Annotated in this window: 20 protein-coding genes and 1 tRNA gene; 19 read left to right on the forward strand and 2 right to left on the reverse strand. The window is 64.4% G+C overall.

The genetic code is table 11. The features are described 5' to 3' along the window. Positions 1-103: 103 nt before the first annotated feature. The 19 genes from AB5Z14_RS09125 to AB5Z14_RS09215 all read left to right on the forward strand — a co-directional run bounded on the left by AB5Z14_RS09125 (position 104) and on the right by AB5Z14_RS09215 (position 17,343). Positions 104-2,137, forward strand: a complete 2,034-nt coding sequence (locus AB5Z14_RS09125) for an ABC-F family ATP-binding cassette domain-containing protein (RefSeq protein WP_368131141.1) — start codon at positions 104-106, stop codon at positions 2,135-2,137. After that, on the forward strand, positions 2,124-2,420 hold the full coding sequence (locus AB5Z14_RS09130) for a hypothetical protein (RefSeq protein WP_368131142.1): 297 nt from the start codon (positions 2,124-2,126) through the stop codon (positions 2,418-2,420). Before AB5Z14_RS09125 ends, AB5Z14_RS09130 begins: the two co-directional genes overlap by 14 nt. Before the next feature lie 9 nt (positions 2,421-2,429). Further along, entirely contained in the window at positions 2,430-3,113 is a 684-nt protein-coding gene (locus AB5Z14_RS09135; protein ID WP_368131143.1) for a site-2 protease family protein, read from the forward strand. An 84-nt stretch (positions 3,114-3,197) separates the two neighbouring features. Beyond that, on the forward strand, positions 3,198-4,010 hold the full coding sequence (locus tag AB5Z14_RS09140; protein WP_368131144.1) for a segregation and condensation protein A: 813 nt from the start codon (positions 3,198-3,200) through the stop codon (positions 4,008-4,010). Between the two features lie 11 nt (positions 4,011-4,021). Beyond that, complete coding sequence (gene scpB, locus AB5Z14_RS09145) at positions 4,022-4,750, forward strand: SMC-Scp complex subunit ScpB (RefSeq protein WP_089571912.1); 729 nt, start codon at positions 4,022-4,024, stop codon at positions 4,748-4,750. After that, positions 4,737-5,702, forward strand: a complete 966-nt coding sequence (locus AB5Z14_RS09150; RefSeq protein ID WP_438265669.1) for a pseudouridine synthase — start codon at positions 4,737-4,739, stop codon at positions 5,700-5,702. Before scpB ends, AB5Z14_RS09150 begins: the two co-directional genes overlap by 14 nt. Before the next feature lie 66 nt (positions 5,703-5,768). Further along, positions 5,769-6,455 carry a (d)CMP kinase gene (cmk, locus tag AB5Z14_RS09155; RefSeq protein WP_368131145.1) on the forward strand — a complete coding sequence of 229 codons (687 nt, stop codon included), beginning with the start codon at positions 5,769-5,771 and terminating at the stop codon, positions 6,453-6,455. 3 nt (positions 6,456-6,458) lie between these two features. Beyond that, the gene (locus tag AB5Z14_RS09160; protein ID WP_368131146.1) at positions 6,459-7,187 is read left to right on the forward strand and encodes a lysophospholipid acyltransferase family protein; all 729 of its coding nucleotides are present in this window, start codon (positions 6,459-6,461) and stop codon (positions 7,185-7,187) included. A 2-nt stretch (positions 7,188-7,189) separates the two neighbouring features. Then, positions 7,190-8,089 carry a 4-hydroxy-3-methylbut-2-enyl diphosphate reductase gene (locus AB5Z14_RS09165; RefSeq protein WP_368131147.1) on the forward strand — a complete coding sequence of 300 codons (900 nt, stop codon included), beginning with the start codon at positions 7,190-7,192 and terminating at the stop codon, positions 8,087-8,089. Positions 8,090-8,091: 2 nt separating this feature from the next. Further along, a complete protein-coding gene (locus AB5Z14_RS09170) occupies positions 8,092-9,534 on the forward strand; it encodes a DUF512 domain-containing protein (RefSeq protein ID WP_368131148.1) in 1,443 nt (480 codons plus the stop codon). A gap of 10 nt (positions 9,535-9,544) precedes the next feature. After that, positions 9,545-10,879 carry a ribosome biogenesis GTPase Der gene (gene der, locus AB5Z14_RS09175; RefSeq protein ID WP_006236029.1) on the forward strand — a complete coding sequence of 445 codons (1,335 nt, stop codon included), beginning with the start codon at positions 9,545-9,547 and terminating at the stop codon, positions 10,877-10,879. Then, the gene (gene plsY / locus AB5Z14_RS09180) at positions 10,872-11,555 is read left to right on the forward strand and encodes a glycerol-3-phosphate 1-O-acyltransferase PlsY (protein WP_368131149.1); all 684 of its coding nucleotides are present in this window, start codon (positions 10,872-10,874) and stop codon (positions 11,553-11,555) included. Before der ends, plsY begins: the two co-directional genes overlap by 8 nt. Positions 11,556-11,564: 9 nt before the next feature. Further along, complete coding sequence (locus AB5Z14_RS09185) at positions 11,565-12,572, forward strand: NAD(P)H-dependent glycerol-3-phosphate dehydrogenase (protein WP_368131150.1); 1,008 nt, start codon at positions 11,565-11,567, stop codon at positions 12,570-12,572. A gap of 18 nt (positions 12,573-12,590) precedes the next feature. Beyond that, positions 12,591-13,262: a ribulose-phosphate 3-epimerase gene (gene rpe, locus AB5Z14_RS09190; protein WP_195404949.1), complete on the forward strand. Its 672-nt coding sequence runs from the start codon at positions 12,591-12,593 to the stop codon at positions 13,260-13,262. 6 nt (positions 13,263-13,268) lie between these two features. Beyond that, on the forward strand, positions 13,269-14,447 hold the full coding sequence (locus tag AB5Z14_RS09195) for a cysteine desulfurase family protein (RefSeq protein WP_368131151.1): 1,179 nt from the start codon (positions 13,269-13,271) through the stop codon (positions 14,445-14,447). Beyond that, complete coding sequence (locus AB5Z14_RS09200; protein WP_368131152.1) at positions 14,444-15,253, forward strand: Nif3-like dinuclear metal center hexameric protein; 810 nt, start codon at positions 14,444-14,446, stop codon at positions 15,251-15,253. The genes AB5Z14_RS09195 and AB5Z14_RS09200 overlap by 4 nt, the downstream gene beginning before the upstream one ends. Next, a complete protein-coding gene (locus AB5Z14_RS09205) occupies positions 15,250-15,969 on the forward strand; it encodes a zinc ribbon domain-containing protein (RefSeq protein ID WP_368131153.1) in 720 nt (239 codons plus the stop codon). The genes AB5Z14_RS09200 and AB5Z14_RS09205 overlap by 4 nt, the downstream gene beginning before the upstream one ends. Positions 15,970-15,971: 2 nt before the next feature. Beyond that, positions 15,972-17,186: a bifunctional phosphopantothenoylcysteine decarboxylase/phosphopantothenate--cysteine ligase CoaBC gene (coaBC, locus tag AB5Z14_RS09210; protein WP_368131154.1), complete on the forward strand. Its 1,215-nt coding sequence runs from the start codon at positions 15,972-15,974 to the stop codon at positions 17,184-17,186. A gap of 80 nt (positions 17,187-17,266) precedes the next feature. Beyond that, positions 17,267-17,343 (forward strand) — tRNA-Pro (locus AB5Z14_RS09215). Between the two features lie 615 nt (positions 17,344-17,958). On the opposite strand, the gene AB5Z14_RS09220 is transcribed toward AB5Z14_RS09215, so the two are convergent. Further along, positions 17,959-19,395, reverse strand: coding sequence for a sensor histidine kinase (locus AB5Z14_RS09220; RefSeq protein ID WP_368131155.1), 1,437 nt, complete (start codon positions 19,393-19,395; stop codon positions 17,959-17,961). Beyond that, entirely contained in the window at positions 19,383-20,045 is a 663-nt protein-coding gene (locus AB5Z14_RS09225) for a response regulator transcription factor (protein WP_099431768.1), read from the reverse strand. Before AB5Z14_RS09225 ends, AB5Z14_RS09220 begins: the two co-directional genes overlap by 13 nt. Positions 20,046-20,404: the final 359 nt, after the last annotated feature.

Here is a 20,404-nt window from a genome sequence, read left to right on the forward strand (position 1 = left end):
GTCAGGGGTTCGATCCCCCTCGTCTCCACCCGAGCATTGAATGAGGCTCCAACGCAAGTTGGGGCCTTTTTTCATATAGGCACACAAGGTCAAAGGCGGCAGCATGATCCTCCTGGTCGACAAGATCGAAAAAAGCTTCGGCGCACGCGTCCTCTTTAGCGGCGCGTCCTTCCAGATCAACCCCGGCGAGCGCTTCGCGCTCGTGGGCCCCAACGGCGCCGGCAAAACCACCATGCTCAAAATCATCATGGGCATCGACAGTCCCGACTCCGGCCAGGTCCAGTACGCAAAGGACTGCCAGGTGGGCTACCTAGAGCAGGAAACTAATCTGGAACAAAAGGACACCACCATCCTCGCCGAGGTCATGGCCGCCGCCAAGGAAATCCGCCGCATGGGCGAGCGCGCTAACGAGCTGCAGGCCCAGATCACCGAGCTCTCCGAGCAGGGCAAGGACGTCGACGCACTCCTCAACGAGTACGGCCAGGTCCAGGACCGCTTTGAGCACCTGGGCGGCTACGAGCTCGAGAGCAACGCCCGCAAAATCCTGTCCGGCCTGGGCTTTAAGGTCACCGACTTTGAGCGCCCGTGTTCCGAGTTCTCGGGCGGCTGGCAGATGCGTATCGCGCTCGCCAAGCTCTTCCTGCGCCACCCCGACCTGCTGCTGCTGGACGAGCCCACCAACCACCTGGACCTCGAAAGCGTCCAGTGGCTGCGCGGCTTTATCGCCAACTACGACGGCGCCGTCCTCATCGTCAGCCACGACCGCGCTTTCATGGACGCCTGCGTCAACCATGTCGCCGCTCTCGAAAACCGCCGCGTGACCACCTACACCGGCAACTACAGTAGCTACCTCAAGCAGCGCGAGGACAACCTGGAGCAGATGCGCGCCAAGCGCGCCGCCCAGGAGCGCGACATCGCCCATATGCAGGTCTTCGTCGACAAGTTCCGCTACAAGCCCACCAAGGCTGCCCAGGCTCAGGAGCGCATCCGCAAGATCGAGCAGATCAAAAGGGAGCTCGTCATCCTGCCCGAGGGCCACAAGCACATCGACTTTAAGTTCCCTGACCCGCCGCGCTCCGGCGATATGGTCGTGGGCCTGGAGGGCGTCTCCAAGTCCTACGGCAACAAACACATCTACAGCGATATCGACCTCAAGCTCTACCGCGGCGAGCACGTGGCGCTCGTCGGCCCCAACGGCGCCGGCAAGTCCACGCTCATGAAGATCATCGCCGGACTGGAGCCGCCCACCACCGGCACCCGCGACCTGGGCACCAACGTGGGCGTGGCCTATTACGCCCAGCACGCGCTCGAGGGCATGACCGAGTCCAATACCGTCCTGCAAGAGATTGACACCGTCACGCCCAAGTGGACCGTGCCGCAGCAGCGCAGCCTACTGGGCGCCTTCCTGTTTAGCGACAACGATTCCATCGAGAAGCAGGTTCGCGTCCTCTCCGGCGGCGAAAAAGCGCGTCTGGCCCTGGCCAAGATGCTCGTGGCCCCCGAGGCGCTCCTGTGCCTGGACGAGCCCACCAACCACCTAGACATCGACTCGGTGGACATGCTCGAGAACGCCCTGCAAAACTTCCCCGGCACCATCGTGCTGATCAGCCACGACGAACACCTGGTGCGCGCCGTGGCCAACCGCGTGATCGACATCCGCGATGGCAAGGTCACGGTCTATGACGGCGACTACGACTACTACCTCTACAAGCGCGAGGACCTCGCAGCCCATGCCGCCGCCGAGACGGCAGGGGAGAGTGCGCCGGCCACGGCCAAGTCCACCAAAGCCAGCGCCGCCCAGGCCGACACCCCCGCAGCTGCCCCCAAACCCGCCGAGGGCAAAAAGACCAAGGAGCAAAAGCGCGCCGAGGCCCAAGCCCGCGCAGCGCTCAATAAAAAGCTCAAGGGCGTGCGCAACCAGCTCAAGAAGATCGAGACGGAGCTCGACAAAAAGCGTGCCCGCTATGACGAGCTTATGGAATTGATGGCAAGCGAAGAGCTTTATGCCGATCAAGACAAGTTCAACGCCGCGCTGGGGGAATATAACGGCCTTAAGCAAGAGCTACCCAAGCTCGAGGACGAATGGCTGGAGCTTTCCACCCAGATCGAAGAGGAGACCGCGCGTGAACTCTCGTAAGGCCGCTGTCGTGGCGATGAGCATCATCGCCATCGCCTGTCGCATCTGCGGCATCTTTATGAGCGCGATGACCGTGCTGCTGTGTTTTAGCGGCCTCACAGCCAAGCTGCAGATCGTTGGCTTTGTCGTTGAGCTTTCGCGCGCACTGCCGAGCGCCATCGCCGGCTATGGCGTCATCACGTCGCCCTTTGGCGGCGTGTTCCGTCTGGATTACGCCATCGTCGCCGTGATCCTGTTTGTGATCGACTACCTGCTCACGCGCGCCTCGCGTCGCGTCCGCTAGGGGAGCGCTATGTCCAGCAGCTACCTCATGAACCTGCTCGCCAGCGCCGTCGCCGTCATCGTGGGAATCGTGATCCACGAGAGCGCACACGCCGCCGCGGCCTGGGCACTCGGCGATAAGACGGCCCGTTCGCGCGGACGCGTCTCGCTCAACCCGCTCAACCACATCGATCCGTTTGGCACCATTCTCCTGCCGCTGCTCATGCTCGCGGCCGGCGGCCCGGTGTTCGCCTTCGCCAAGCCCGTGCCCGTCTACCTTAACAACCTCAAGCACCCCAAGCGTGACGAGGTCCTGGTGAGCGCAGCCGGCCCCGCATCGAACATCGCGCTCGCGTGCCTCGCTGCCGCCCTCATGCACGCGGCATATGGCAGCCTCTATACCGGCATGTCCTTTGCCATGGCGTCACAGATCATGAACTTCGGCGCCACGTTTATCGTGGTCAACCTGTCACTCGCGTTCTTCAACCTCATCCCGATCCCGCCGCTCGATGGCTCGTCGATCATCGTGCCTTTCCTCAAAGGCAAGGCACTCAACAACTATTACCGTCTGCAGCAATACGCTATGCCCATCCTCATCCTGGTGCTGTACCTGCTGCCTATGTGGACCGGCATCGATGTAATCGGCCGCTATTTCGACGTTACCGTGTATCCGCTTGCTGAGCAGCTGCTCAACTTCGCAATCGCCGGCATCTAAGGTAAACTTACAGGTCGACCGTGCAAAACGGTCGTGATATGCACCCAAACCGCGCCGCGAAGGCGCCGTCAAAGGAGGTCGAAGATGTCGTATCGCGTGTCGACGCAGGTCTACAGCGGACCGTTCGACCTGCTGCTGCAGCTGGTAACCCGCCAAAAAGTAGATATCGGCGCCATCTCCATCAGCGAGGTGGCCGAACAGTACCTTGCCGAGGCCGAGCGCATCGAGGCGCTGGACCTGGACGTGGCGAGCGACTTTCTGCTGGTCGCGGCAACCCTTCTGGACATCAAGGCTGCCTCTCTGGTGCCGCAGGAGACGCCGCGCAAAGTCGATGACGACGATGACGAGTTCGACGAAGACCTCGAGGAACTCAGCGCGCTCGACGGCGACGCCTTGCGCGAGGTCCTGATCCAGCGCCTGATTGCCTACAAGCAGTTTAAAGGCGCGGCTGCGGCCCTCGGTGCCCGCATGCAGGCCGAAAGCCGTATGCATCCGCGTGTGGCCGGCCCCGACCCCGAGTTCCTAGGGCTCATGCCCGACTATCTGGCTGGCATCACCCTGCGCGGCCTGGCCGTTATCTGTGCCGACCTGGACGGCAAGCGCCAGACCTTCCTGCTGGAGGCCGAGCACGTGGCGCCGCATCGCGTGCCGCTCGACCTGACCGTGGCCTCAGTCGACCGCTTTACCATGGCGCACCAAACCTGCACCTTCCGCGAGCTGCTGGACGGCGACGCCACCACCGAGCAGCTCGTCGTCACCTTTTTGGCCATGCTGGAGCTCGCCAAGCGCGGCTCGCTCACGCTAAGCCAGGACGAGATCTTTGGAACCATTCAAATCAACCGCGTCGAGGGCGCCGAGGCATACGTGCCCGGCGAGGGCCCCGAGCTCACCGAATAGGAGCGGCAACCATGTCAACCCTTTCCACGCTGGAGGCAAACAGCCTCAAAGGCGCCCTCGAGGCGCTGCTGCTGGTGTCGAGCGACCCGGTGAGTGCGCCCGCGCTCGCCGGCGCACTGGATATCGCCCCCGGTGAGTGCGCGTCGCTGCTCGCCGAGCTCAAGGTTGAGTACGAGGAGGCCAACCGCGGCTTTCAGCTGCGCGAGGTCGCCGGCGGCTGGCGCCTGTTTACGCATCCCGCCTACCACGACGTGGTCGAGGCCTATGTGCTGAGCTGGGACACGCAAAAGCTGTCGCAGGCAGCGCTCGAAACACTGGCCGTCATCGCATACCACCAGCCCGTGACGCGCGAGGTGGTCAAGGGCATCCGTGGCGTCAACTCCGACGGCGTCATCGCATCGCTCGTTGACAAGGGCCTGGTCCGCGAGCTCGGCCGAGACCCCCAGCGCGGTCAGGCCATCATTTACGGCACGACCAACGCCTTCTTGGAAAAGTTCGGTCTGCGCTCCACCCGTGACCTGCCCGACCTGGAGCAGTTTGCCCCCGACGAGCAGTCGCGTCAGTTTATCCGCGAGCGCCTGAGCGGCCGCAGCATTCAGTCCACGCTCGAGGAGCAGGCCGAGGACCTGGACGAAGAGCGCGAACTGCTCGATACCGATGTTGAAGATGTTGAGGCAGTCGAGGACTTGGAAACCCTGGTCGTCGACGAGACCTCGGAGGATTTGCATGACGAGGACTAACGAAGTAGGGGAGACGCGCGCCATGGGCAACGCAGTACCCGCAACCGACGCACAGCCCGTCTATCCGCACACCATGCGCCTGCAGCGCTTTTTGGCGCGCGCGGGCGTGGCGAGCCGCCGTGGCTCGGAGGACCTAATGACCGCCGGCCGCGTGACCGTCAACGGCGAGGTCGCGACCGAGCTGGGCACCAAGGTCGATGTCGACCACGATCACATCGAGGTCGACGGCATGCCCGTCAAGCTCAACCAGGGCGCCGTGTACCTGATGCTCTACAAGCCGACCGGCTACCTCACTACCATGAGCGACCCGCAGGAGCGCCCTTGCGTGGCCGACCTGGTCCCCCGCGACCGCTATCCGGGACTTTTCCCGGTGGGCCGCCTGGACCGCGACACCACAGGCCTTTTGCTCTTTACCACCGACGGCGACCTGTCGCAGGACCTGCTGCACCCCAGCAAGCATGTCTTTAAGACCTACCAGGCACTCGTGGACGGCCACCTGACCGATCGCGACTTGGAACCGCTCCGCCGTGGCATCGAGCTCGACGACGGCCTGTGCCAGCCGGCGATCTGCCGCGTCATCAACGCGCGCGAGGCAGAGGCTGTGGCACCACAAGGCGTAAAGCCCGGCACCACCGCCGTGGAGGTCATCATCCGCGAGGGCCGCAAGAACCAGGTCAAGCGCATGTTGAGCAAGATTCACCATCCGGTAATCCGTCTGCATCGCTGCAACTTTGCCGGCCTTGAGCTCGAGGGCGTGGCCAAGGGCTCGTGGCGCGAGCTCACCGACCGCGAGGTGCAGATCCTTAAAGCGGGCGGCATCCCGCCCAAGCAGGCGAGCGCCAAGCGCAACGGCGGCAAGCACCAAGACACGCCCGCCAGCCGCGCGCGTCACCACGGCAGCCACGGCTCCGCACCCAAGCGCAACACCTACCGCGAGCGCTACACAGGCTAGGCAACCCGCCGCGCCCCAGCGCCCGCGAACCATACAAGCATGTCAACCATCGAAAGGAAGCATTGCATGATCGTCGCCATCGACGGCCCCGCCGGTTCCGGCAAATCCACCATCGCCAAGGAGATCGCCCGCCAGCTAGGCTTTAACAAGCTCGACACGGGCGCCATGTATCGCGCCGTCACCTTCGCCGCGCTCGACCGCGGCATCGATCTGGACGACGAGACGGCCATCGACGCCCTCGCCGAGCAGATCGAGATTCGCTTTACCAACGGCACCGGCGAGGACACGCGCCTGACCATTGACGGCCAGGACGCTTCGGCCGCCATTCGTACCCCGCAGGTCGACGCCAACGTATCCAAGGTCTCGGCCTACCCGGGCGTGCGCGCCGCCATGCTCATTCACCAGCGCCGCGCCGCCGAGGACCGCGATATCGTGGCCGAGGGTCGCGACATCGGAACCGTCGTGTTCCCCAACGCGCAGGTCAAGGTCTTCCTGACTGCCGACCCGCGTGAGCGCGCCCGCCGCCGCGTGCTGCAGCGTTACCAAAACGACGCCCAGCCGCTCACGCCCGCGCAACTCGAGGCCAAAGTCGACGAGACCCTCGACGCCCTTAAGCAGCGCGACAAGCTTGACAGCAGCCGCGAGGTCGCGCCGCTCGTGCCCGCCGAGGACGCCGTGCACGTTGACTCCACCGCCCACACCATCGACGAGGTCGTCTCGATAATCGAGGACCTCATCAACCAAAGGAGGTAGCCCATGCGCCTGTTTAAGCAGACGCCCGAGGATTATTACAACGCCCCCTATGCCGAGTTCCCGGCGCTCATCCGCGGCACCGTCGTCGTGGTCATGGCCATCCTGTGGGCCTTCTCCAAGCTCATGTGGCGCTGGAAGGTCGAGGACGCTGACCTGCTGTTTGAGCGCCAGGAAGGCCGCGGCAGCGTGGTCATTTGCAACCACACCTCGATGGCTGAGCTCTTGGCCGTGGAGACGGCGCTGTTCTTTGGCGGCCGCCGCATTCGCCCTATCTTTAAGTCCGAGTTCGCCAAGAGCAAGATTGTGCGCTGGGCTTTTAGCCGCGTTGGCGGCATCCCCGTGGAGCGCGGTACTGCCGATATGAAGTGCCTGCGCGCCGCCCAGCATGCGCTGCAGCGCGGCGAGGACGTCCTGATCTTCCCCGAGGGCACGCGCATCCGCTCGCGCGAGATCAAGCCAGAGGTCCACGGCGGCTTTGCGCTCATCGCTCAGATGGGCAAGACGCCCGTCAACCCGCTCGCCATCTGCGGCTGGTCCGACATCACGCCCGCGGGCAAAAAGCTCATGCGTCCCAAGAAGTGCTGGATTCGTGCCGGCAAGGCCGTCTCGCTTTCGGACGCACCGGCCGGGCTTAAGCGTACGGAGCGCCTGGCCTGGTTTGAGTCCGAGGCCATGAACCGCGTCTACGCCATTCGAGACGAGCTGTGCGCCGAGCATCCGGGCAGGTTCTAGCCATGAGCGAGAACGTGACGAACACTGCCGTGACCGCGTCCGACCAGGCAACCGAGCCTACCATCGAGATCGCCGCCCACGCCGGCACTTGCTACGGCGTACAGCGTGCGCTCGATATGGCGCTGGCCGCTGCGCCGCAGGCAGGGGAGTGCACTCAGGTCCATACCTTGGGTCCGCTCATCCATAACCCGATCGTGGTACGCGAGCTCGCCGAGGCAGGCGTCGGTCTGGCCGACACCTTGGACGACGCCACGTCGGGCACTGTGATCATCCGCGCCCACGGCGTGGTGCCGCAGGTCATTGATGCCGCTCGCGAGCGTGGCCTTAACGTCGTCGACGCCACCTGCCCCTACGTGAAGAAGGTCCACGTGGCGGCCGAGCGCCTGGTGCGCGAGGGCTACCGCGTGATCGTCGTGGGCGAGCCGGGCCACCCCGAAGTCGAGGGCATCCTGGGCCACGCCGGCGATGACGCGCAGGTCGTGAGCTGCGCTGCCGATGCGGACGCGCTGCCGCTCAAGGGTAAAGTGGGCTTGGTTGTGCAGACCACCCAGACTGCGCAGAACTTGGCCGAGGTCGTGGCTGCTATCACCCCGCGCGTGCAGGAGCTGCGCGTGATCAACACCATCTGCGCCGCCACGAGTGAGCGTCAACAGGCAGCAGCCACACTTGCCAACCGCTGCGACTGCATGGTCATCGTGGGCGGCAAGAACTCGGGCAACACCCGCCGCCTGGCGCAGATTTGCGCAGACGCCTGCGAGCGCACGTATCACATCGAGGAAGCTTCTGAGCTCCAAGCCGCGTGGTTTACCGACGCTCACCACATCGGCATCACCGCCGGAGCCTCCACCCCGCAAGAACACATCGAGCGCGCCGTCGAGCGCATCAAGGAGCTTTGCCGCTAACCATGGACCAGACCGTACCCGCATACGCCGCCGAGGTGGCCGATTACGGGCGCAGCCGCGACCCCGAGCCGGGTGAGGGCGCGCTCGTAAAGAACGTGCGTCCCGAATCGCCCGCGTGGGATGTGGGTATCGAGCCGGGCATGCGCGTGCTCACGGTCAACGGTGAGGCGCTCACCGACATGATCGTGTGGCTCTGGGAGGCCGACGATGATACCGTCGACCTCGAGGTTTTCGACCCGCGCGACGGCACCGTCACCCCCGTCGAGCTCGACCGCTTTCCCGGCGAGGATTGGGGTTTGGAGTTCGATGGCCCCATCTTCGACGGCATGCGTACCTGCGTCAACGCCTGCGTGTTCTGCTTTATGACCATGCTCCCCAAGGGCGGCCGCTCCACGCTCTATATTCGCGACGACGACTATCGCCTAAGCTTTTTGCAAGGCAACTTTGTCACGCTTACGAACCTCACCGACGAGGACGTGCAAAACGTCATCCAGCGCAACATGAGTCCCATGAACGTGTCGGTCCACGCTGTGAGCCCCGACGTCCGCCGTCGTATGATGGGCCGTAACGCCCAGCGAGGCATGGACGTACTCGAGACCATCATGGCCGCCGGCATCGAGATTCACGCGCAGATCGTGTTGTGCCCCGGCATGAACGACGGCGAGGAGCTGGAAAAGACCCTGCGCTTTTGCGAGGAGCACGAGCAAATCACAAGCCTGGGCATTGTGCCGCTCGGTTTTACCAAACACCAAAACCGCTTTAGCTGGTCATACAGCGACAAGCCCGAACTGGCGCGCGAGACCATTGCCATGATCCGTCCCTACCAGGATCGTGCCTACGAACGCTTTGGCCGCCACACCTTCCAGATGAGCGACGAGTTCTATCTGGACGCCGGCATCGATCCTCCCGAGGCAGACTTTTACGACGGCTATCCGCAGTACTACGACGGCATCGGCATGATCCGCTCGTATCTGGACGAGACCGACGACGTGCTGGCTACCGATGCCGAGCGACTGGCCCGCGTCCGCGAGGCCATCGCCGCCCGTGGCCAGCACCTGCTGTGCCTCTCGGGCGCCAGCGCGCGCGACACCGTGGCGCGCTTTGTGGAGTCGCCGCATGGTCTCGGCGGCACCGTCACAGCCATCAAGAACCGCTACTTTGGCGGCAACGTTGACGTGACCGGCCTCATCGTCGCGTGTGACATTCTGGAGCAGCTGCCCCAAGATCTGTCGGGGGTTATGCTCTTTGTGCCTAAGCTCATGTTCAACGCTGACGGCATGACGCTTGACGAGTATCATCGTGACGATTTACTCGCAAGCCTTGCCAGTCGCGGCGCCGAGGTTCATGTGGTATCGACCATGCCGCATGAGCTGCTCGATACCCTGGAGCGCAGCCTTGGCATTGTGCCCGCAGACTCTAACACTTCCACTGACCCTACCCATTAAAGGAGAGCAGATGAAACCTATCGTCGCCGTCGTCGGACGCCCCAACGTGGGCAAGTCCACGCTCGTTAACCGCCTGGCCCAGACCTCGGACGCCATCGTCCACGAGTCCCGCGGCGTCACGCGCGACCGCTCGTACCACACGGCCGATTGGAACGGCCGCGAGTTCACCATCGTCGACACGGGCGGCATCGAACCGCTCAAGAGCGATGACGTCTTCGCCACGTCCATCCGTGACCAGGCCCTTGCCGCCGCCGAGGAAGCCGCCGTCATCCTGTTTGTGGTCGATGGCCGCACCGGCGTCACCGAGGAGGACGAGTCGGTCGCCCGCATGCTCAAGCGCTGCGACAAGCCGGTCTTTCTGCTGGTGAACAAGCTCGACAACCCCGATCGCGAAAACGACAGCATCTGGGAGTTCTATTCGCTCGGCATCGGCGAGCCCACGCCGCTCTCGGCCCTGCATGGCCACGGCACGGGCGACCTGCTCGACGACATCGTGGCCCTGTTGCCCGAGGAGGAGGACGAGGTCGCCGATGAGTTCCCCGATGCGCTGAACGTGGCCATCATCGGCCGCCCCAACGCCGGTAAGTCCTCGCTGTTCAACCGCATCCTGGGCGCCGACCGCTCTATCGTGTCCAACATTGCCGGCACGACGCGCGACGCCATCGACACCGTCGTGGAGCGCAACGGCAAGCACTACCGCATGGTCGACACCGCGGGCATCCGCAAGAAGAGCACCGTGTACGAGAACATCGAGTACTACTCGATGGTCCGCGGCCTGCGCGCCATCGACCGCGCCGACGTGGCGCTGCTCGTCGTCGACGCCTCCGTGGGCGTTACCGAACAGGACCAGAAGGTCATGGGTCTTGCCATCGAGCGCGGCTGTGCCATCGTTGTGCTGCTCAACAAGTGGGACCTGCTCGACGACGACCGCAAGCGCGAGGCCTGCATGGAGACCATCGACCGCCGTCTGGGCGTCATGGCTCCCTGGGCCCAGTACCTGCGCATCTCTGCCCTCACTGGCCGCAGCGTCGAGAAGATCTGGGCGATGGTCGACGCCGCCGAAAAGACGCGCTCGCAGAAGATTAGCACCTCGCGCCTCAACACGTTCCTCACCGACCTACGTGAGTTCGGCCACACCGTGGTGGACGGCAAGCGCCGCCTGCGCATGCACTACGTGACTCAGACGGGCGTCAATCCGCCGACGTTCACGTTCTTCGTCAACCACAGCGATCTGGTCAACGACACCTACCAGCGCTACGTGGAGAACCGCATGCGCTCGACCTTCGATTTTGCCGGCACGCCCATTCGACTCTTCTTTAGGAAGAAGGAGCAAAAGGATGCATAATCCGATTCTGCTGACCGCCATCTGCGCCGTGGTCTCGTTCTTTATCGGAGCGATTCCGTTTGGCCTGATCCTGGGCCGCGTGTTCAACCACACCGACATTCGCAAGGCGGGTTCCGGCAACATCGGCACAACCAATGCGCTGCGCGTGGCCGGCCCTAAGGTGGCCGCGCTCACGTTGTTGCTCGACTGCCTTAAGGGCGCCATCTGCGTCCTTATCGCGCGTCCGCTCATTGCCGACTTGGGCTATGGCTTCCCCGTAAGCATCATGGCGCCCGGAGCCCCCGGCGATTGGATGCTCGGCGTCATTTGCCTGGCAGCGGTGTGGGGCCATATCTTCTCGCCCTACCTTAACTTCCACGGCGGCAAGGGTATCGCGGTTGGCCTGGGCGTCATCCTCGCCTGGTACTGGCCTATTGGCCTGTCTCTGCTCGGCATGTTTATCGTGGCCGTCGCCATCACCAAGTATGTGTCGGTGGGCTCGCTTGCCGCTGCCATCGGACTTCCCATCGCCGCTTGCGCGGTCTTTCCATACAGCAGCTTGGGCCTCAAGTTCTGCATGGCGATGATCGGCATCACCGTGGTGTGGGCCCATCGCGCGAACATCAAAAAGCTCACGTGCGGTAAGGAGTCCAAGCTCTCGTTTACCAAGCGCGTCACCGAGCCCGACGATAAGTAGGAGAGAGTCATGAATGTTGCGCTGATTGGCTCTGGCTCCTGGGGAACCGCCGTCGCCGGCCTTGCCGCCGCGCGAGCCGAGCGCGTGACCATGTGGGCCCACAGCGAGCAGACGGCCGCCGGCATTAACGGCGAGCACCGCAACCCGCGCTATCTGGTGGGATACGAGCTGCCGGACAACGTGGTGGCAACGACCGAGCTCGCCCAGGCGCTCGACGGTGCCGATGCGATCATCTTTGCCGTGCCCTCCACGCACTTGCGCGACGTGTGCCATCAGGCGGCGCCGTTCATCGCGGACGACACCCCAGTGCTCTGCCTCACTAAGGGCATCGAGCCCGAGTCTGGCCTGCTCATGAGCGAGGTCATCGCCAGCGAGATCGGCAACGAGACGCGTGTGGCGGCGCTTTCGGGTCCCAACCATGCCGAGGAAATCTGCCGCGGCGGGCTTTCTGCCGCCGTCATCGCCAGCAAAGATCCGCAGGTAGGGGAGACCTTTAAGGACCTGCTCCTATCCACGGCCTTCCGCATCTACCTGTCGCAGGACATGACCGGCGTCGAGGTTTGCGGCGCCATGAAAAACGTCATCGCCATCGTGTGCGGCATTTCCGCCGGTTCTGGTGCGGGCGACAACACGCTTGCCCTTATCATGACGCGCGGCCTGGCCGAGATCAGCCGTCTGGTGCACGCCCGCGGCGGTCAAGCCATGACCTGCATGGGTCTTGCCGGCATGGGTGACCTCATTGCCACCTGCACCTCCGAGCATTCGCGCAACCGCACCTTTGGCTACGAGTTTGCCCACGGCGTCTCGCTCGACGAGTACCAGGCACGTACGCATATGGTGGTCGAGGGCGCCGTCGCGGCCCGCAGCGTCAGTGAGCTTGCCCGTTCACTGGGCGTAGACATTCCGCTCACCTTTGCCGTGGAGCAAACGCTCTACAACGGTGTTACTTTGGATAGGGCACTCGAGATTCTTACCGATCGCGTCCCTTCTCAAGAGTTCTACGGACTCACCGACTAGCGCAGAAAGGCTTCTACCATGGGTTCCATCAAAATCGCTCCGTCTGTCCTTTCGGCCGACATGGCCAACCTCAAGGGCGAACTCGACAAGATCGCCGGTGCCGACTACGTGCACTTCGACGTTATGGACGGTCACTTTACCGGCAACCTCACCTTTGGCGTTGACATCCTCAAGGCCGTCAAGCGCTCCACCGACGTGCCGGTCGACGCGCACCTGATGGTGTCGAACCCCGACGAGACGGTTGATTGGTACGCCGATGCCGGTGCCGATATGATCACCGTGCACTACGAGGCCTCCACGCACCTGCACCGCACGCTCACGCATCTGCAGCAGCGCGGCGTCAAGGCCGGCGTGGTTCTCAACCCCGCCACCCCCGTGTGCGTACTCGAGAGCATCATCGACGTCGTCGACATGGTGCTGCTCATGAGCGTTAACCCCGGCTTTGGCGGCCAGAGCTTTATTCCCGGTACCATTGCCAAACTGCACGAGCTTACGGCCATGTGCGAGCGCCACGGCGTGTCACCCCTCATCGAGGTCGACGGCGGCATCTCTTCCAAGAACATTGTCGAGGTCGTCAAGGCCGGCGCAAACGTCCTCGTGGCCGGCTCCGCCGTATTTAAGTCCGAAGATCCCGCTGCCGAGGTTGCGCTGCTTCAGAAGCTGGGCAACGAGGCTGCACAGGAGGCATAAACCCTTATGACCGCAGGTCAAAACCGCATACCCGTGAATCTTGACTACGCCGCCTCGACGCCTATGCGCGCCGAGGCGCGCCTTGCGCAGCGCGAGTACGATGATAGCGAGCTTGCCGGCGTCAACCCCAACTCGCTGCACTCGCTTGGCCGCAAGGCCGCCGCACGCCTGGAAGTCGCCCGTCGCGAGATCGCCCGTAGCTTTGGCGCACGCGTTCGCCCGTCCGAGATTGTACTGACCAACGGCGGAACCGAGGCCAACCAGCTGGCGCTCCTCGGTCTTGCCGAAGGCGCCCGCCAGCGCGACCGTAAACGTAACCGCGTGATCGTATCTGCCATCGAACACGATTCGATTCTGGACAACCTGCCGCTGCTGCGCGCCGCCGGCTTTTCCGTCGACCTGGTGCAGCCCTGCCGCGCGGGCTACATTGAGCCTGCCGCGCTGAGCGACTTGCTCGGCGGCGACGTCGCGCTCGTGAGCATCATGGTTGCCAACAACGAGACCGGCGTGGTGCAGCCCATCCGCGAGCTTGCCGCTGCCGCACACGCCGCCGGCGCCCTGTTCCACACCGATGCCATCCAGGGCTATCTGCATATTCCGCTCGATGTCACCGAGCTGGGAGTTGACGCCATGACCGTTGCCGCGCACAAGATCGGTGGCCCCGTGGCATCTGGCGCACTCTACCTTAAGAGCCGCACGCCGCTGCGCGCGCGCATCTTCGGCGGCGGACAGGAGGCCGGTCGTCGTGCCGGCACGCAAGACCTGCGCACGCAGCTCGCCTTTGCCGCTGCCGCCTCGTCTCTGACGCCCCATGTGGCTCAGGAGCGCGCGAGGCTGCAAACCCTTTCCGACAAGCTCTACGCCACGCTTACGGCCCACCCGCGCATTCACGCCACCATGGGTGACTACGCGCAAGCCGACCGTCTGCCCGGCATGGTATCGATCTACATTGACGGCATGGACTCCGAGGAACTCATCATCAAGCTCGACGCCGCCGGCTTTGAGGTGTCGGCAGGCTCGGCATGCTCGAGTGGCAGCATGGACCCGAGCCACGTGCTCAGCGCGATGGGCATCGGCCGCGAACAGGCGCTGGGCGCCTTGCGCATCTCCTTCGACGACCGCGTGAATCCGGACGATCTGGACGAGTTTGCCCAGACGCTGCTCTCGATCGTAGGCGCCGCATGATCGTCGCCGAGCTTGAGCGCGCCCTGCTGGCACGCTATCCCAAGACCAATGCCGAGAGTTGGGACCATGTAGGACTCTCCGTCGGCGACCCTGCCGCGGAGATTACCGGTGTTGCCTGCGCACTCGATGCGACCGAAGCCAATGTGCACTGCGCCCTGGAGGCCGGCGCCAACGTGCTGCTAACGCATCATCCCATCTATATCAAGGCGCCCGAGGCGTTTTGCCCGCCCGGCGCGACGCGCCCCCAATGCAGCGCGGCGCTCTACGAGGCAGCCCGTTGCGGCGTGAGCATTATCTCGCTCCACACCAACCTGGACCGCTCGCACGAGGCACGTATCTGCCTAAGTAGGCTTTTGGACGCCGCGCCCGCAAGCTCGTTGGAGCACGTGGACGACCCCGAGGCCTGCGGACTGGGCGTACTCGCGACCCTCCACGACCCCTGCAGCCTGCGCAACCTTGCCGCACGCGCCGCAGCGGCGTTTGGCAGCGACCCGCGCGTGTGGGGCGAGGCCGATCACCCGTGCCGAACCATCGCAATTTTGGGCGGTTCGCTGGGTGACTTTGGCGAGCTTGCCATCGCCGCCGGTGCGGATGTCATCGTGACGGGCGAGGCGGGCTACCACGCGGCACAGGACCTCACTCTGCGCGGTCTGCCGGTGATCTTGCTCGGCCACGACCGCTCCGAGGAGCCGTTCGTTGATATATTGATGAACTCTGCAGTTGACGCCGGGGCCGACCCCCGTCATGCGATTAAAATACTGAACCCTTGCCAATGGTGGACTGTGACAAAAGGAGAGAACTTATGAGCGCCGGCGCTACGCTACTCAAGCTGCAACAGATCGATTTGGAGCTCGCCCGCAACAAAAGCGAACTTGCCAATATGCCGGAGCTCAAGGAGCTCGCTTCCAAGCGCAAGACCTATGTGAAGCTCAAGTCCGAGATGACCAAGCTCTACGCCCAGCGCAAGGATCTGGACATTGAGCTCGACGATCTCAACACCACCGAGATTCAGACGAACAACGCCATCGAGGCTGCCAAGAAGCGCCACGTCGACGGCTCCGACTACCGCGAGGTCCAGGACCTGGAGAACGAGCTCGCCACCCTGGCCAAGCGTCTGGACAAGATTGAGCACACCCGCAAGGACGTCGTCATCGCCCACAAAGAGGCGCTCGACCGCGAGGCTCGCGCGCAGGCAATCATCGCCAAGTTCGAGGAGGGCGTGAAGGCCGATACCAAGGCCGCCCGCGCCAAGGCTGCCGACCTGCAGGCTCAGATCGAAGCCGCCACTAAGGAGCGCACCGCTCTTGCCGCCACGCTGCCGGCCGACGTGCTCACCGATTACGAGCGTCTGCTCAAGCAGTTCCGCGGCTTGGCCGTCGAGACCATCCAGGGCAACATCCCCACGGTCTGCCACACCGCGCTGCAGGCATCGTCCATGAGCGACCTCAACCACGACGGCAGTGAGATTACGCACTGCCCGTACTGCCACCGCCTGCTCGTGCTCCCTAGCAAGGAAGCTTAACGATGACGGCGGCACCCAACAATTCAATGCAACTTGAGGGAAAAACGATCCTGCTGGGCATTACCGGCGGGATCGCCGCCTATAAGTCGTGCAATATCGTGCGCCTGCTGCAAAAGCGCGGCGCACGTGTCAAAGTCGTTATGAGCGAGCATGCCACGGAGTTTGTGGGGCCGCTTACCTTCCGCGCGCTCACCAACGAGCCGGTCGCGGTTGGGCTATTCGACGATCCTTCCGACCCCATCCACCACATTTCGCTGGCGCAGGAGCCCGATCTGGTGGTCGTGGCGCCCGCGACGGCCAATATTATCGCCAAGATGGCCAACGGCATCGCCGATGACCTCATCTCCACCACGCTGCTGGCAACGCCGCGACCCATCGTGATCGCACCCGCTATGAACAACGGCATGTGGAAGGCGCCGGCGACGCAGGCCAACATGGCCACGCTGCGCGAGCACGGTGTCCATGTGGTGGGACCCGGCAGCGGCTACCTTGCCTGCGGCGACGTGGACACGGGGCGTATGAGCGAGCCCGAGGACATCGTCGAGGCTGTCTGTGAGGTGCTCAACCCCGTGCCGCAAGACCTGACGGGCAAGCGCATCGTCATCACCGCCGGCCCCACGCACGAGCCGATCGACCCGGTGCGATTCATCGGTAACCGGTCGTCGGGCAAGATGGGTATCGCCCTGGCGGGGGAGGCCGCACGTCGCGGTGCCGCCGTCACGCTCGTGCTGGGACCGACATCGCTCGACGTTCCCCACGGCGTGGAGTGCGTGCGCGTGCAGACCGCCGCAGAAATGCTCCAGGCTGCGCTGAGCGCCTTTCAGACGGCCGATGTGGCCATTTGTGCGGCCGCTGTCGCCGACTACACCCCCGTATCCCCTGCGGACCATAAGCTCAAAAAGGCCAACGAGCGCTTGGATCGCATCGAACTGGTCGAGACGGTCGATATTTTGGCTGAGCTTTCGCGCCAGAAGGGGGAGCGGTGCGTGATCGGCTTTGCGGCCGAGACCGATAACGTCCTGGAGTACGCACAGCGAAAGCTCGACCGCAAGGGTTGCGATGCCATTATCGCCAACGATGTCTCACGCGCCGATTCGGGCTTTGGAACCGATACCAACAAGGCCTGGATTGTGAGCACAACGGGTACGCAAGAACTTCCCGTTCTAACAAAACCCCAGCTCGCAGATACAATTTTGGACTTGCTTCAAAATTTGTAAAAAAGTTCTTGCACAAGGACAAAGTTTCGGGTTAATATATTCCCTGTTGCGAGCGAGAGCAGAGCAACAAACAAAAGCTTCGGGACGTGGCGCAGCTTGGTAGCGCACTTGACTGGGGGTCAAGGGGTCGCTGGTTCGAATCCAGTCGTCCCGACCAGAAGTTTACAGGTCAGGCACCTAGTGCCTGACCTTTTTTGTTTTAAGCAATTGCTTAATTTTCAGTAAGCAACAGGGTGCCAGAAATCTACCTGCGCGATAATCGCCTTTTGCGGCTACTTGCGCGTTTTGCACACGCTTGAGCCGATTTATTAAAGCGATACGAATCTACATACGCGTAGCTGGTATGCAGCCGAGTACGGGCTGTATTTATCGCGGCGATTAACACAGATATAGCGACTGAAACGGACAAACGTGTCGCTGTATTTATTCCAGCAGTTCGCTTGATCGGTGGACAAGTGGGCTGTTGCAACGAAACGCCAAGCAGGATGGGCTCTATACGAGGACGCCGCAGGGGTAATGGCGGGGGAGTGCGGCAAGCGCTTTGAGAGCCGCTGCATGGCCCCATTTCTCCTCAACCCGATTACCTGTTCCACGAACCTCAAATCGTTCGTGTGGTTGCCAAAAGAAAAGCCCGCGCGGGGACGCGCAGGCTTTTCGCTAGACAGGCTAGAAGACAAACTAGAAGCACCATGAGGGGCAGACGCAACACCATCTCGTCGCGCCCTCGACGAGCGACATATCGCAGTCGAGGTAGTAGACATCGAGGAAGTCGTCAGATCCCGCACAGGGGGACCGCGATGGTGACCACCGCGCCGCCCGAGGGGCTGTTGGCGAGCGAGACGGAGCCCCCGTGGGCGCTCGCGGCCTCGGAGGCGACGTGGAGGCCGAGCCCGTAGTGGCGGCCTCCGTCGCGCGAGGAGCGGGATGAGTCGTCTGTGAAGAGGCGCTCGCAGCCGCGTTCGAGGGCGGCGGGAGAGAAGCCCGGTCCGTCGTCGGCCACCTCGATGACGAGGTGTCCGCCCGCGACGTCGCAGGAGACCGCCACGCGCGAGCGCGCGTGCTCGGCGGCGTTGGCCACGAGGTTCGCGGCGGCTCGCGCCAGGGCGGTTCGGTCGAGCGGGGCCTCGGGCGCGCCCGCGACAGCGGGGCCCGTGGCCGCGTCGAGCGTCACGCCTCGCGCCCGGGCGATCTGGGCGGCCTCGGCGAGGACCTGTTCGCAGAGCTCGGCCGGCCGCATGGGGGCCCTCTCCGCCCCGCCGGACCCGCGCGAGGCCTCGATGAGCAGGCGCACGTAGCCGTCGAGCCTTTCGACACCGCCGGCTATGTCGCGCGCGGCGGCCGCGAGGTCGGCGTCTTTCTCGTCTTCCAGCTCCTCCGCCACGAAGTCGGCGTTGGCGCGCAGCACGGTGAGCGGCGTCTTGAGGTCGTGGGCGAGTGACGCCATCTGCTCGCGCTGCCCCCGCTCCGCGGCCCAGCGGGCCTCGAGCGACTCGGCGAGGGAGGCCCGCATGGCGTCCATCGCGGCGAGGACGTCGTTCACCTCGCGCACGTTGGTGCTGCCGACCGCGAAGTCGAGCTCCCCCGCGCCGACGCGACCCGCCGCCTCCGCGAGCGGCGCCATCTTGCGCGAGATCACGCGGCTCGCGCGGCGCGCGACGAGCGCAAGCGCAAGCGCGCTTCCCGCCGTGGCGCCGACGAGCATGAGGTTCTGCGGGTTGGGAAGCAGGCCGGCGAGGTCGCGCGAGACCCACTGCGGCAGATACTCGCTGACGAGCGCGCAGGCCCCGCCGCCTTTGAGCGGGAACGCGGCGTAGGTAACGCCCGAACCCCCGCCCTCGATCTCCACTGTGCCCGGATCCGCGGCGAGTGCCGTACGAGCCATTTCCTTCGCGTCCTCGAGCCGCGTGCTCTCGAGGTCTGTCATCAGCACGTTTCCGTCCTTGTTCAGGATGAGGTAGCGGTACGCCGTCGGCACGTCCTGCTGCCCGCAGACGCCGTCGCGTGCCAGGCCCTCCGCGACCTCGCGCGCATTGGCCGGCCCCCAGCTTGCCTCGTAGACGAAGCCCGCGCTGATCAACACGGAGAGCACCATGAACGAGGCGAGCCACGCCGTGGCGACCGCCGCGAACGCGTAGGCGAAGTAGCGCGCGATGACGAAGGAGAGCGGTATGCCCCCGCGACCTCGCGCCCCGATCCTCAGAGCTGCCACTTGTACCCCATCCCCCAGACGGTCGCGATCGGATCGGCGCCGGCCTCGGAGAGTTTCCTCCGGGCGCGGCTGACCTGCATGGATATGGCCGCGTCGTCGGCGTCGCTCTCCCAGCCGAGCACAGCCTCGCGTATCTGCGCGCGGCTCATGACCTGCCCGGGGTGGCGCGCGAGGTACTCGCAGATGGCGTACTCGGTGGGCGTGAGCGGCACGGTCTCGCCACCCACGGCGAGGTCGCGCGCCCCGAGGTCGATCCGCACCTCCCCGAAGGAGAGGGCGTGCGAGCGCGGCCGGCGCTCACGGCGTAGATGGGCCGCGACCTTGGCGCGCAGCTCCGCGGCCCCGAAGGGCTTGCGGACGTAGTCGTCGGCGCCCAGGCCGTAGGCGGCCACGGCATCCTCCTCGGCCACGCGAGCGGTCAGGAAGACGATGGGGCCGTCGAAGTCCGGACGGATCTGCCGCACGAGCTCGAAGCCGTCGAGCCCCGGCATCATGACGTCGCAGAGCACGAGGTCGAAGCGCGAGAGGTCCATCCCCGGGACCGCCGTCGGGTCCGCCGCCCTGACGACCTCATGGCCGTCGCGGCCGAGAACGCGCGCGAGCGCGTCGAGGATCGCCCGTTCATCATCCACTGCCAGTATCCTCGCCATGTTCGACCTCCTGAAACTTCCGTCGGAATTGTACTAGCGCCGCGCCCAGCGGTCCAGAGCCCTGCGCGCAGCCGCGGGTGCCTCGGCCGCGTCGCACGCGCGGTAGCGCACGCCCGAGCCGTCGCGCGCCTCGATCTCGAGCCAGCCCTCGCCGTCCGACTCCCGCCCGAAGAAGTTGAGCTGGAACTCTCGGACATTGCCCCTGTCGTCCGCAGCGTCCACCAGGTAGACATAGTTTGTCCCCGCCCCCGGTGGCGTCGGCGTAGGAGCTCGCGTGGCTGCCGGGCTCGGGCGCGGGCGCCCACATAGCGATCTCAGGGTTGGGCAGCACGCGGTCGGCAATCGAGCGCAGTGCCGAC

Source organism: Collinsella aerofaciens, assembly GCF_040910265.1.
Classification (GTDB): domain Bacteria; phylum Actinomycetota; class Coriobacteriia; order Coriobacteriales; family Coriobacteriaceae; genus Collinsella; species Collinsella aerofaciens_BK.

What these genes read in the sequence shown, in the direction of transcription:
- AB5Z14_RS09125 (WP_368131141.1), top strand. Translation starts at nt 104, where the DNA reads ATGATCCTCCTGGTCGACAAGATCGAAAAAAGCTTCGGCGCACGCGTC.
- AB5Z14_RS09135 (WP_368131143.1), top strand. Translation starts at nt 2,430, where the DNA reads ATGTCCAGCAGCTACCTCATGAACCTGCTCGCCAGCGCCGTCGCCGTC.
- AB5Z14_RS09140 (WP_368131144.1), top strand. Translation starts at nt 3,198, where the DNA reads ATGTCGTATCGCGTGTCGACGCAGGTCTACAGCGGACCGTTCGACCTG.
- scpB (WP_089571912.1), top strand. Translation starts at nt 4,022, where the DNA reads ATGTCAACCCTTTCCACGCTGGAGGCAAACAGCCTCAAAGGCGCCCTC.
- AB5Z14_RS09150 (WP_438265669.1), top strand. Translation starts at nt 4,737, where the DNA reads ATGACGAGGACTAACGAAGTAGGGGAGACGCGCGCCATGGGCAACGCA.
- cmk (WP_368131145.1), top strand. Translation starts at nt 5,769, where the DNA reads ATGATCGTCGCCATCGACGGCCCCGCCGGTTCCGGCAAATCCACCATC.
- AB5Z14_RS09160 (WP_368131146.1), top strand. Translation starts at nt 6,459, where the DNA reads ATGCGCCTGTTTAAGCAGACGCCCGAGGATTATTACAACGCCCCCTAT.
- AB5Z14_RS09165 (WP_368131147.1), top strand. Translation starts at nt 7,190, where the DNA reads ATGAGCGAGAACGTGACGAACACTGCCGTGACCGCGTCCGACCAGGCA.
- AB5Z14_RS09170 (WP_368131148.1), top strand. Translation starts at nt 8,092, where the DNA reads ATGGACCAGACCGTACCCGCATACGCCGCCGAGGTGGCCGATTACGGG.
- der (WP_006236029.1), top strand. Translation starts at nt 9,545, where the DNA reads ATGAAACCTATCGTCGCCGTCGTCGGACGCCCCAACGTGGGCAAGTCC.
- plsY (WP_368131149.1), top strand. Translation starts at nt 10,872, where the DNA reads ATGCATAATCCGATTCTGCTGACCGCCATCTGCGCCGTGGTCTCGTTC.
- AB5Z14_RS09185 (WP_368131150.1), top strand. Translation starts at nt 11,565, where the DNA reads ATGAATGTTGCGCTGATTGGCTCTGGCTCCTGGGGAACCGCCGTCGCC.
- rpe (WP_195404949.1), top strand. Translation starts at nt 12,591, where the DNA reads ATGGGTTCCATCAAAATCGCTCCGTCTGTCCTTTCGGCCGACATGGCC.
- AB5Z14_RS09195 (WP_368131151.1), top strand. Translation starts at nt 13,269, where the DNA reads ATGACCGCAGGTCAAAACCGCATACCCGTGAATCTTGACTACGCCGCC.
- AB5Z14_RS09200 (WP_368131152.1), top strand. Translation starts at nt 14,444, where the DNA reads ATGATCGTCGCCGAGCTTGAGCGCGCCCTGCTGGCACGCTATCCCAAG.
- AB5Z14_RS09205 (WP_368131153.1), top strand. Translation starts at nt 15,250, where the DNA reads ATGAGCGCCGGCGCTACGCTACTCAAGCTGCAACAGATCGATTTGGAG.
- coaBC (WP_368131154.1), top strand. Translation starts at nt 15,972, where the DNA reads ATGACGGCGGCACCCAACAATTCAATGCAACTTGAGGGAAAAACGATC.
- AB5Z14_RS09225 (WP_099431768.1), bottom strand. Translation starts at nt 20,045, where the DNA reads ATGGCGAGGATACTGGCAGTGGATGATGAACGGGCGATCCTCGACGCG.